Consider the following 10,884-nt stretch of genomic DNA (forward strand, 5'->3'; position numbering starts at 1 on the left):
ACATAGAAGATATGCCGTACTGCGCCTGCAAGGCCGGAACGCTAAATCTCACCAAGAATCTGTCGAAGGCCTATGCCAAAGATGGCGTGCTGACGAACATGGTATCGCCTGCCTTTGTCGAGACGGCGATGACAAATGCCATGATGCGATCGCGTTCTGAAGAGCGCGGTGTCAGCATGGAAGAAGCCGTAAAAAGCTTCCTAGCTGAGAACCGCCCCGGCATTGAAGTAGGCAGACGCGGCAAAGTCGAAGAAGTCGCCGCAGTGATCGCCTTTCTCTGCTCGAACCAGGCGAGCTACGTCGTTGGCTCCAACTGGCGAGTAGATGGCGGCTCTGTTTCTACTATCTCAACCTAGCTTACTTTTCCTACTCATCTGACGATATAGGCTCTTCAACCGGAGGAACGACTGCAATATCTACAGGCTCTAGCTCAATAGGTAGTGCGCCACTTTTTAGCTGAGCTTCTAACGCTTTTGCAGCCTCGGCGGTAAAGTTACCAGAGATAACTGCTTGGCCGCCGAGGATGCCGGTTTTGGCGTAGTCAACCCCTACAATCGGCGTACTCAATAGAACGTTGTCGAGAAAGATGCCGATAGTACGGCCAGTGCCTGCGATCGCTTTAGTTTTCTCGGCAAATCTTTCAGCACCTTCCTCGTTGAACCAGACAGTAATTTCCCAAGTGTTAAAGCCGCTCATCAAAACAGCCTGTGCGTCAGAGACCAAGTCACCTGTTAGTTCACTAGGCTCGTAGAGTTCGACGATTTTGGCTCTAGTTTGATCGATTTGTGGCTGTAGCGCGTTTGCCTCAGCTAGATTATCAGTTTGCTTTAGCGTGTCTTGTTCGACCAAAAGTCGCTGCAGCGCTTCGATATTCTCAGCGAGTTCTGCTTCAGTCTCTGGCTTTTGAAGCCGCAGCGATAGCTGGCCAGTATTAGCGAATACATCGGCGATCGCCTCAGCGTCAACCTCGGCTGGCAGCCTGACAATCAGAGTAGAGGTATCCTCTTCAGATATGATCTCAGCAGCCTCAACCCCTAAACTCGTTAGCCGTTCTTTTAAGACGGCTTCGGCTTTCTCTATCGTCTCTAGGTCGAGGTTGGTGCTCGCTGGAGGGGCTAGCGTAATCTGGGTATAGCTGCGAAGTCTATTTGAGCAAGCTAGGCTCAAAGTAGATGCGATCGCAATGCCTACTAGCCACCGACTCAATCGTATGGTCTTCATATCTTCTTGGTGGAATATCAACAGCCTAGGACTAGCCATCTAGCCTAGTGATTCAGGAACTTAGCGCCTGAAAATAAGACGCCGCATCAGAGCATTATCGCATGCTCAGCTATGAATCCTATTGGCTAGTTATGATTGATTCATCCGCTGTGTCAATCCTTAGAAGACATTTCTCCGTCGACATGGCGTGGCAGTAGCGGGCCTTCTTTATTAACAGAGGTCATATAGAATCGCTGAGTAGGATAGGCGAGGGAGATACTGTCATTCTTGGCGAATTCGCGCAGAATATTCTCCCATAGCACTTGCTCTGATCCACGCCGCCGCCGAGGGTCGCATAGATAGCGCAAAGTTAGCAGGATACCGCTCTCTCTGACCGTGGTATAGACCGTTGGCGTCAGCTTAGAGTAAGAAATCATGTACTTTCGCCCTGCTCTGCGTAGATGCTCCTCGGCAGATTGGCCAAGGTGTTCGGCGTGCTGGCTAAGCTGGATAAAGAGAATAGATTTAGCTGCTTCCCAATCGCTCTCAAACGTGATCAAAACTGGAATCTCGTGCCAGATGTATTTAAATCCTTGCGAATAGTTCGCAATCGGCTCTTGAAAAATTTGGCTGTTAGGAATATGAATAATTCGCCCTGTACTTTGATCTGTTTCTACCCAGTTGCCTATCTCCATCAGGGTGAACTGAAAGATAGAGATATCGATGACATCGCCAGCATGAGTGCCTATCTGAATGCGATCGCCCATCTGCAGCGGCTGTCGCCACAGGATAAACAGCCAGCCCACTAGGTTCACCAACGGATCTCGCAGTACAACGGCGAGGCCCGCCGCGAACAAACCCAAGAAAGTCGATAGTCCAGCAATACTCGGTAGCCAAAGCATAACTACCGCAAACGTATAGAGGCCGTAGCATAGATAGCCCGTCCACTTGCGCCATGCATAGCGCTGTCGTACGTCTTTAATCTGCTGGTCGATCAGTCGATTTGCGCCTATTCGTAGCACACTGACGGCGACCAACCCCACCACTGACGCAATCAAATTGTTACGCAGATCTGGATTAGCCAGCGGACCCAAGGAATCAGTAACCTGTGCCAGTAGAGCCATAAATGCAGTTTGAGGCGGTTCGATAGTGATAGGAAATATAGCCCTACAGTAGCGGCTTGGCCACTGCCCTTTGCCATAGCCAGATGCCGCCTACGCACAGCGCACTCGTCCACCATACCGCAGCTAACTCTGACTTGCCGGTAACCAGGTAGCCGCTGCCAATCAAGATCAGCGCGATCGCACTCATTTTAGAAACTACCAGCATTAGCTGCACGGTCTGCGTAGCCGTCTGTAGCCGCTGAGCCATATCATCGCCAGCGCGTAGCACGATACCTGATTTGGTTGCATTTTGAAGAGTCGTCTGAAAAGATTCGACTTTATCGATATCGACCTGATAATAAGTGCCTAGCTCTGTATCCCGTAGGGCTGGATCGGAGCGCAGACCGAATTGCTTAGCCAGTGCGATCGCCGCGCTGATCTGCTTTTTGGTTGCTATTGGCCGGAACGTTTCAAACAGCGACTCACGATAAACTCCAGTCTGGGCCATATCCAATATTTGTCCTGTCAGCTCATTCATAGAAGATGCAGCTAGCTATACACTTAGCGCTATAGGCGACCATGGCCACAGTTTCTAGAGATGGCCAACTGAGTGTAGATCGCCATCGCATAAAAGAAATAGTACAAAAGAACTTATCAAAAAGTCAATTTGCCCACATGTGTATATGGTTCTATCAAAAGTGCTCTTGAGTATGATGTCGCTAGCAGTCACACTCGGGTGTAATACGGTGATAGGCGTACTTGGCTTGGCCAACGGTGGCCATTAGAACAAAAGTGCGTATGGCGGCTGAAACCACGATACAAAGAGCAACAATATAACTAGAAAAACTCGCAGGCAGTTTTAATGAGCCGAGGTTTGGACTATTCTAATGCTGCCGAACAGCAGTGGCTTCAGGTTAGCTGGAGATGGCTTCAACAGCAGCCTTGGCTAGTGCGAACTATCCTACTTTTGACTATTTATATTGGACTGGGGCTGCTGCTAGAAGCCTTTGCTGACCAATACCGCTCAGCCCTCAATATTCAGCCTTGGGACCCTGCTTCTGGGCTACACATCGTATTGTTGTTCGGCTTTGGCTTTCGCTATGCACCCGCTATATTCTTTGTTCCTTTTTTAGAAGATGTTGTCTGGCAAGGTGAGGCGCAAACTTACTACCTCTTTGAGGCACTTTCGGCACTTTGCATCTGCTTAGGCTATAGCGGTGCGGCTTACTTTCTACTGCGTTCTCAAAAAATTGATCCCTGCCTGCGTTCTTTGAAAGATATGCTGTGGTTTGCAGCCGTTTTCCTAGGCACAGCGCTGCTTATTAGTGGGATAAGCCTGCTGAGCCAAACAGCAATAGCAGCGCCAGTCGGCTCAGATTGGTTTCAAAAATGGATGCATGATTGGGCCGGTGAAGCGAACGGAATCATGATGGTAGCGCCGCCTTGCCTGTTGTTCCTGCGAATCTTTCCATGGTCACAGCAGCAGCTGACTCTGCAAGAAGAGCCACCTGCTTTGAACCTAACAGGATGGCTTCGTCAAGATCCTACCGGGCGAGTCGCCCTAGTGGGTGGAACGGTTTTGTTTGCCTGGCTTGCCTATGGGGGTCTGCGAGGAAATGCAACCGAATTTTCTTACGTAGTTTTCATTCCGGTAATTTGGACTGCCATCAGCTACGGGTTTGAACGGACAACGGTTTGCCTTCTGATTTTGAATGTCTCTGCGGTCATATTTGCCGAGAATGGTGGAGAGAGCGGCAATGATGTCTTAGCTATTCAGTTTGGACTGCTTACAGTCACCACTGTCGGCGCTTTGCTAGGAGCCTATGTCACTGACTATCAAATGGAGATAGATCGTCGTCAGCAGCTAGAAAAAGAGCTGAAATATCAGGCAACTCATGACGGTCTAACAGGGCTGTACAGCCGCTTTTTCTTCCGCCAGCAGCTTGCCAAGGTTGTAGAAAAGCCAAGCAATCGGTCTGCAGATGAGCTGGTCCTCTTTTTCATTGATGTCGATCGATTTAAAGACGTTAATGATAGCCTAGGACACCTAGTGGGCGATCGCCTACTGGCTTCTATTGCTAGTAGGATTGAGCACTGTTTATCTAAGCAGCTCGACCCTGAAACGTTTTTCGCCTGTCGTTTTAGTGGCGATGAATTTGTTGTACTAATTACACCGCCGCTACCCCCCGGGGGGATATCTAATCGGGCGTCTGGCCAAGTAAGATTTGAACGAACAAACCAGCAGACGGTAGACCGTAAAGCAATAGAAGTCTTAGCTGGGTTTCTCTGTGACTGTCTAGCTGAGGTCTATGAGATAGATGGCTACAGACTACCTACAACCGTCAGTATGGGCGTTGCGTTTAGCGATCCTATCTATGAAGGTGCTGACAATTTGCTACGCAATGCTGATATTGCACTATACGAAGCTAAGGCGGCAGGTAGAGGGCGATATATGGTATTCAATCAACGAATGTATGAGGCATTAGTTGAGCGATCGCAGCTAGAGCGGGATCTAAGTCAGGCCGTCTTACAGATAGATAATGAGTCAATAGTCGCTAATGGCTAACCCTCCGTTCGTAATCGAATATCAGCCTCACTTCTGTTTTCATAGCGGTTGTCTTAACGGATTCGAGGCGCTCGTTCGATGGGATCACCCCACCCGAGGGCGTATTTCTCCATCAGACTTTATCCCCATCGCAGAAGATACAGGTCTGATCATTCCGCTAGGGGTGTGGGTACTCAAAACGGCCTGCTGGCAGCTTAAGTCTTGGCAAAATGCCTTTCATTCTCATAGAACGCCGCTTAGAGTAGCTGTCAACTTTTCTGGAAAGCAGCTATTGCAGCCGGATATCGTTAGCCTAGTTAAGCGTGTTTTAGAAGAGACCGATCTAGCAGCTAGCTGTCTACGTCTAGAAATCACTGAAAGCGTACTTATCAACAATTTGGCAACTGCTAAAGCTCGGTTAAAAGAGCTGAGCCAGCTTGGCGTTCAGCTAGCAATTGATGACTTTGGAACAGGCTATTCTTCTCTAGCTCGTCTAAGAGAGTTTAAGGTTGATGTCCTAAAAATCGATCGATCTTTTATTCACCAAATGCAGGCAGTTAGTGGAAATACTGAAATTATCAAGGCAATTATTGAACTAGGTCACGGCTTGGGTATGAGTATCAACGCGGAAGGTATTGAAGCACCCTACCAGCTATCAAGTCTCAAAAAACTAGGCTGCGATGAAGGCCAAGGATTTCTCTTTTCTAAAGCACTAGCCCCACCTCTAGCGGCTGAACTCATCGTTGAGAGCGCTGCAGGAAACAGCTACCCAACGAGCCTACTGTCGCTGTAATACCAGATGCTCAGGAGCTTGCAACATTTCATAGAAAAAGGGATAGCAATTACGCTACCCCTTCCTATAAAAGCTTGACTGTATCGGTGATACTGGCCCAATTAATCAGTACCGACAGAGCTTAATCAAAGGCTGACTACATCATGCCCATGCCGCCCATGCCACCCATGCCACCCATGCCGCCCATGCCGCCCATGCCACCCATGTCACCACCGGGCATTGCGGGTTCGGGTTCAGGCTTTTCGACCACAAGCACTTCAGTCGTTAGAACCATACCAGCGACAGAGGCTGCATCTTGCAGGGCAGAGCGAACAACTTTTGCAGGATCGATGATGCCGCTACTCAGCAAGTCTTCGTACTCACCGGTAAGAGCGTTATAGCCAAAGTTAGCGTCCATAGCTTTGACTTTCTCAACGACCACAGAACCTTCTGCGCCTGAGTTGTCGGCAATCTGACGTAGCGGTGCTTCTAGCGCTCGGATAACAATATCCACGCCTGTTTTCTCTTCATCTGAAACAGATGACTTCATGTCACTTAGCTTTTGAGCTAGATGTAACAGGGTAGCGCCGCCGCCAGGGACAATGCCTTCTTCAACGGCTGCTTTGGTTGCACTAAGAGCATCTTCGATTCGCAGCTTACGGTCTTTTAGTTCGGTTTCGGTAGCTGCACCTACTTTAATCACAGCAACACCACCGGCTAGTTTTGCCAGGCGCTCGGCTAGTTTCTCTTTGTCGTAGTCAGAATCTGTCAGCGACAGTTCCTTACGAATTTGCTCTACACGCTTAGCGATGTCGTCTTTGTTGCCATTTTCTGAAACTAAAGTGGTTGTATCTTTAGTGATAGTGACCTTAGACGCGGTGCCTAGCATGTCTACAGTGGCTGCTTCGAGCGACAGGCCTACCTCTTCAGAAATCACCTGACCGCCTGTAAGCGCAGCAATGTCGGCTAGCAGCGCCTTACGACGCTCACCAAAGCCAGGAGACTTAATAGAAGCTACGTTGAGAACGCCCCGCGCTTTGTTGACCACTAAGGTAGCTAGGGCTTCACCTTCTACGTCTTCAGCAATCACTAGCAGCGGCTGTCCGGTACGGCTGACCTGCTCTAGTACGGGCACTAAGTCTTGAATTGAGCTAATTTTCTTGTCGACAATCAAGACCCGAGCGTTTTCGAGCTCAACCACCATGCGCTCTTGATCGGTAACAAAGTAAGGAGACATGTAGCCCCGATCGATCTGCATCCCCTCGACGACATCGAGCTCAGTCTCTAGAGACTTAGACTCTTCTACGGTGATAACACCATCTTTGGTGACTTTATCCATCGCCTGAGCGATCATATCACCGACCATTTCATCGTTGCCAGAAGAAACGGCTGCTACCTGAGCAATGTCGTTACCGGCCACGGGTTTAGCAACAGCCGCGATTTCAGAAACGAGATGGGCAACTGCCTTTTCAATGCCGCGACGCAAGCTGACTGGGTTAGCGCCAGCGGCTACATTCTTTAGACCTTCGCGAATCAGCGCTTGAGCAAGTACGGTAGCGGTAGTCGTACCATCACCTGCTAGGTCTTTAGTTTTAGAAGCCACCTCTTGAACTAAGCGAGCACCTGTGTTTTCGTAGGGGTCTTCTAGCTCAATTTCCTTAGCAATGGTGATACCGTCGTTGACGATTTGAGGGGCACCAAACTTCTTTTCTAGCACCACGTTACGGCCCTTTGGACCCATGGTGATTTTGACCGCGTCTGCTAAGGCATTGACGCCGCGCTCAAGCGCTTGGCGCGACTTCTCATCGAATAATACTAATTTCGCCATATGCCGATTGTTACGAGTTCCTGCATTCCAGAATTTAGCACTCGTTAGCTCAGAGTGCTAATCTACTTTGCTAATGTATCGGTCGCCGTTGGCGAGTAAAAGTCGCAATAACCGATCCTTTCTCTAGATATTTTTCGTTGAAGCTTCGTTCAATCTAGCTGGGGGATGACTACTGTAATTGGTTTTGATCAGCAGCACCAGTTTTATAAGATACGAAAAAGTCCCTAGTACTAAAAAAGTACTAGGGACCGCCGCAGTATTAATGATGTGTGAGCATTAATAACTCATGCGGAGATTTGAATCGTCAGGTTAACTAATTAAGGGGTCGCATTTTGACCAGTTAAACTAGCTCCGCCTTTCTCTAGAAGTCCTGGCGCTTGGCCGCGTCCTTCTACTGCGCCATTGATTGCTTTCCAGGCAGGCAGGCCACCTTTGATCACGCTGACCTTTTGGAACCCGGCTTCTTGTAGCTGAATGGCCGCAGCAGAGGTGTCTTTATCGGATTCGCCGTAGACAAAGATATCGCGCTCTGGGGTCATTGACTGCTTGACGCGCTCGACTAAAACGTCTGTGGGCATAGAAACTGCGCCCATAATCCGTTCATTGTTAAAAGCTTCGCGATCGCGTATGTCAATGATAGTCAGCGCTGGCTCGCCCCAATCTAGTCTAGATTTGACATCAGAAGGCGTAGCCACCGTGTCGTACTCGGCTTTTGTGGTTACAGGCGTTGCTTTGCCAATGTTTTCTTGGGCTGTATCGACAGCATCTAAAACCTGGCCTTCTGCCTGCTTAGCCTTTTCTAGGACTGTAGACGTATCGTCTTGTGCTTTTTCAATAGTTTTGTCGACTGCATTATCTGCCATCGTGTTTGTTGTCCTCGTTTGGTTTGATAAAAGTATGTGATTGTGAGAGCAGCGCAAACTTTAGAGAGTTGTTGTTTCAGCGTCGGCTGAATCTAGGTCAAATCTCTTTTGATCGCGGGCGTCTAGCTTTTCTTTAGTCGCTAGTGGCTCTTCGGGATGAATGTCTAGTCCAGCACTCTCACCCATCTGGTCAATACCTAGATGCTTTGGGCCTTCGTCTTGAGTCGAAGAAGAATTACCCGCGAAAGCGCTTTTGCCATCTACGGCAGCTTGCTTTGGAAGAGAGTCGGTGTTTTCCATAATGGCTAAAACCTTTATTACATTCGCTTTTAATCATAAATTTTTATTACGCTAGATGTCTCTACAGATAGTGGGAAACAGTCTCTTTCTTTAAGTAGACATTCATCAATAGGAGTCAGAAGCCTGTCTGCGTTCACCACACTGGCCCCTACTGGCTGCTCTGTGAAACGGTTAACCTAGTTGTTACCAGCGCGTGCTATATGTAGCTTTCAATTGGCTTTGGCTTTCAACGAGATCTAGTTCGACTCTATTAATAAGGAGAAGCATGCAGGGATTGAAGGGTAAGAATGTCCTGGTGACAGGAGGAAGTAGTGGTATTGGTCAGGCGATCGCAGTTCGATTTGCTCAGGAGGGTGCGAATGTCGCAGTGAACTACTACAAAGGCAAGGAGGAAGCCGATACTACCCTTGAACAGATGCGAGCGGCCAGCACCGCAGCAGGCATTGAAGCTGGCACGCTAAAGGATATGAAGGTGCAGGCGGATATATCCAAAGAAGCAGACGTTGCTGCCATGTTCGAGCAAGTGATTGAGACCTTTGGCGGTTTGGATATCTTGATCAACAATGCTGGTATGCAGATTCAAGCGCCTTCTCATGAGATTGAGATTGCCAAGTTTGACAAGATGATCGATATCAATATGAAGGGGGCGTTTATGTGTTCGCAAAAGGCGATCGCACATTTCCTTCAAAACGGAGGTGGCATTATTGTCAATGACTCTAGTGTCCATGAGCTAATTCCTCGGCCCAGATACGTAGGCTATACCATGAGTAAGTCGGGCATGCAGGCGATGACCCGCACGCTGGCTTTGGAATATGCCCGCGACAACATTCGGATCAACTCATTTGCGCCAGGAGCAACGCTGACGCCGATCAATCCATGGAAAGACGATCCTAAGAAAAAAGCGGAAATTGAAAGTAATATTCCGATGGGACGTTCGGGTACATCGCAGGAAATGGCAGCAGTAGCGGCTTTTTTAGCGTCTGATGATGCTGCCTATATCACCGGGCAGACGCTGTTTGTAGATGGTGGACTGACGCTGTTTCCTTCTTTTCGCACGCCTTGGACGGGGTGAAGGAAACGATGAATGATGGATGGACGGCTGGATCTATGAAGGGATGAAGAGGATGCGATCATGCTGAAATCTTGGATGGTGATTGCGGGTGTGGGACTGGCGATCGCACTACTGTCTAATATCATCAGACCGAAGGATGCGAAGTGGTTTCGGCGGCTAGAGCGACCGCAGTGGCTAACGTTTGAAAAGTTGATCCCGGTGATTTGGACAACTGTTTTTGTCTGCGGTGGCTGGTCTGCCTATATCGTTTGGGAACAGACACAGTCCTGGCGTTGGATGGTGGCTTATATCGTCCTTGAGGTGGTCACCGTGTCCTTTACGCCGGTTTTGCTGTGGTCACATAGTTTATTGGCAGCAAGCTGGATCGGCGGTACTGGGTTTGTCGTCGGGCTGGTGTTGGCGATCGCAGTTCTACAGGTATCTGTCTGGGCAGCGGCTTTGTTGATTCCTTATCTGTTATGGAGCCCGATTGGCACGTTTACTACCTGGGAGATGAAGAAGCTGAATTCTTAGGCGCTTGAATCTTAGACACTCGAATTCTTAGACGTTAATTCTTAAGCATCAGAGCGTTAGTCAGTCGGATAAGAGACAGGTGGCTAAGAGATAGCTCGTTGGCTGAAAGCTTGGTATGAAGCCAGGTGTAAAGGCAGATGTGACGCCAGGATAAGCGACTCGCGCTCCGCTTCGTAGGCGTAGTCTTCTTTTGCAAATGTGCATTCCTCGAATGCACATTTGCAAATTGGTACACAGCTAAACGATAGATAATCCCCTATGCTAAGGCATAGAAAGCCCTATTGGTCTCCGTGTGTCTTCAGTGCCTCCATCCTCTCAGCCGTCTAGCCTCCTACAGGCACCGCTGCCGCCTAGCAGCATTGCCTGGGGAAAGCAGGGCGAAGGTGAGGTGCTTAAGGATATTCAGCAAGCTGCGTGGATCGCCGCCTTTCGATCTCAGCCCCAAGAGTTTGACTATGAAATTACGACTATAGAGGGCGAGATTCCAGATGAACTCAAAGGGTCGACTCTGTTTCGCAATGGCCCTAGTCGATTCGAGCGCGGTCAGCAAAGGGTATCTCACTATCTAGACGGCGATGGCTATCTAGCCAAGATCACCTTTACCCTAGAAGGCAAAGCGTATTTTACTTCTCGCTTTATCAGCACCGCCGAGTACAAGCTTGAAGACGCCGCCGACACATTTCAGTTC

12 protein-coding genes are annotated in these 10,884 nt (G+C 49.0%); 6 read left to right on the top strand and 6 right to left on the bottom strand.

Annotation, left to right across the window (positions count from 1 at the left end; all coding sequences use genetic code 11):
* Positions 1 to 356: SDR family NAD(P)-dependent oxidoreductase (locus IQ256_RS26780; protein WP_193858751.1), on the top strand; the 356-nt coding region annotated here is incomplete at its 5' end.
* Between the two features lie 10 nt (positions 357 to 366).
* On the opposite strand, the gene IQ256_RS26785 is transcribed toward IQ256_RS26780, so the two are convergent.
* The 3 genes from IQ256_RS26785 to IQ256_RS26795 all read right to left on the bottom strand — a co-directional run bounded on the left by IQ256_RS26785 (position 367) and on the right by IQ256_RS26795 (position 2,841).
* Positions 367 to 1,221 (bottom strand): hypothetical protein, encoded by an 855-nt coding sequence (locus tag IQ256_RS26785; protein WP_193858752.1) that lies wholly within the window; start codon positions 1,219 to 1,221, stop codon positions 367 to 369.
* Between the two features lie 152 nt (positions 1,222 to 1,373).
* Positions 1,374 to 2,324 (bottom strand): mechanosensitive ion channel family protein, encoded by a 951-nt coding sequence (locus tag IQ256_RS26790; RefSeq protein WP_193858753.1) that lies wholly within the window; start codon positions 2,322 to 2,324, stop codon positions 1,374 to 1,376.
* A gap of 43 nt (positions 2,325 to 2,367) precedes the next feature.
* Complete coding sequence (locus IQ256_RS26795; RefSeq protein WP_193858754.1) at positions 2,368 to 2,841, bottom strand: hypothetical protein; 474 nt, start codon at positions 2,839 to 2,841, stop codon at positions 2,368 to 2,370.
* Between the two features lie 324 nt (positions 2,842 to 3,165).
* Between IQ256_RS26795 and IQ256_RS26800 the strand changes: the two genes are divergently transcribed.
* The gene (locus IQ256_RS26800) at positions 3,166 to 4,869 is read left to right on the top strand and encodes a diguanylate cyclase domain-containing protein (RefSeq protein ID WP_193858755.1); all 1,704 of its coding nucleotides are present in this window, start codon (positions 3,166 to 3,168) and stop codon (positions 4,867 to 4,869) included.
* Positions 4,862 to 5,641: a bifunctional diguanylate cyclase/phosphodiesterase gene (locus tag IQ256_RS26805; RefSeq protein ID WP_193858756.1), complete on the top strand. Its 780-nt coding sequence runs from the start codon at positions 4,862 to 4,864 to the stop codon at positions 5,639 to 5,641. The genes IQ256_RS26800 and IQ256_RS26805 overlap by 8 nt, the downstream gene beginning before the upstream one ends.
* A 136-nt stretch (positions 5,642 to 5,777) precedes the next feature.
* Here the strand turns inward: IQ256_RS26805 and groL are convergent, their stop codons facing one another.
* The 3 genes from groL to IQ256_RS26820 all read right to left on the bottom strand — a co-directional run bounded on the left by groL (position 5,778) and on the right by IQ256_RS26820 (position 8,611).
* Positions 5,778 to 7,448, bottom strand: a complete 1,671-nt coding sequence (gene groL, locus IQ256_RS26810; protein ID WP_193858757.1) for a chaperonin GroEL — start codon at positions 7,446 to 7,448, stop codon at positions 5,778 to 5,780.
* Between the two features lie 317 nt (positions 7,449 to 7,765).
* Complete coding sequence (locus IQ256_RS26815; protein ID WP_193858758.1) at positions 7,766 to 8,311, bottom strand: rhodanese-like domain-containing protein; 546 nt, start codon at positions 8,309 to 8,311, stop codon at positions 7,766 to 7,768.
* 60 nt (positions 8,312 to 8,371) lie between these two features.
* Positions 8,372 to 8,611 carry a DUF6335 family protein gene (locus IQ256_RS26820; RefSeq protein ID WP_193858759.1) on the bottom strand — a complete coding sequence of 80 codons (240 nt, stop codon included), beginning with the start codon at positions 8,609 to 8,611 and terminating at the stop codon, positions 8,372 to 8,374.
* 265 nt (positions 8,612 to 8,876) lie between these two features.
* Between IQ256_RS26820 and IQ256_RS26825 the strand changes: the two genes are divergently transcribed.
* The 3 genes from IQ256_RS26825 to IQ256_RS26835 all read left to right on the top strand — a co-directional run.
* A complete protein-coding gene (locus IQ256_RS26825; protein WP_193858760.1) occupies positions 8,877 to 9,683 on the top strand; it encodes a glucose 1-dehydrogenase in 807 nt (268 codons plus the stop codon).
* Between the two features lie 60 nt (positions 9,684 to 9,743).
* On the top strand, positions 9,744 to 10,196 hold the full coding sequence (locus IQ256_RS26830; protein WP_193858761.1) for a TspO/MBR family protein: 453 nt from the start codon (positions 9,744 to 9,746) through the stop codon (positions 10,194 to 10,196).
* A 292-nt stretch (positions 10,197 to 10,488) separates the two neighbouring features.
* Positions 10,489 to 10,884, top strand: a 396-nt coding sequence (locus IQ256_RS26835) for a carotenoid oxygenase family protein (RefSeq protein ID WP_370623559.1), incomplete at its 3' end; no start/stop codon positions are given.

This window comes from cf. Phormidesmis sp. LEGE 11477, from assembly GCF_015207105.1.
Taxonomy (GTDB): Bacteria; Cyanobacteriota; Cyanobacteriia; order Phormidesmidales; family Phormidesmidaceae; genus Phormidesmis.

Bases quoted from the DNA above. Each gene is read 5' to 3' on its own strand.
- IQ256_RS26785 (WP_193858752.1), bottom strand. From the start codon at position 1,221: ATGAAGACCATACGATTGAGTCGGTGGCTAGTAGGCATTGCGATCGCA.
- IQ256_RS26790 (WP_193858753.1), bottom strand. From the start codon at position 2,324: ATGGCTCTACTGGCACAGGTTACTGATTCCTTGGGTCCGCTGGCTAAT.
- IQ256_RS26795 (WP_193858754.1), bottom strand. From the start codon at position 2,841: ATGAATGAGCTGACAGGACAAATATTGGATATGGCCCAGACTGGAGTT.
- IQ256_RS26800 (WP_193858755.1), top strand. From the start codon at position 3,166: ATGAGCCGAGGTTTGGACTATTCTAATGCTGCCGAACAGCAGTGGCTT.
- IQ256_RS26805 (WP_193858756.1), top strand. From the start codon at position 4,862: ATGGCTAACCCTCCGTTCGTAATCGAATATCAGCCTCACTTCTGTTTT.
- groL (WP_193858757.1), bottom strand. From the start codon at position 7,448: ATGGCGAAATTAGTATTATTCGATGAGAAGTCGCGCCAAGCGCTTGAG.
- IQ256_RS26815 (WP_193858758.1), bottom strand. From the start codon at position 8,311: ATGGCAGATAATGCAGTCGACAAAACTATTGAAAAAGCACAAGACGAT.
- IQ256_RS26820 (WP_193858759.1), bottom strand. From the start codon at position 8,611: ATGGAAAACACCGACTCTCTTCCAAAGCAAGCTGCCGTAGATGGCAAA.
- IQ256_RS26825 (WP_193858760.1), top strand. From the start codon at position 8,877: ATGCAGGGATTGAAGGGTAAGAATGTCCTGGTGACAGGAGGAAGTAGT.
- IQ256_RS26830 (WP_193858761.1), top strand. From the start codon at position 9,744: ATGCTGAAATCTTGGATGGTGATTGCGGGTGTGGGACTGGCGATCGCA.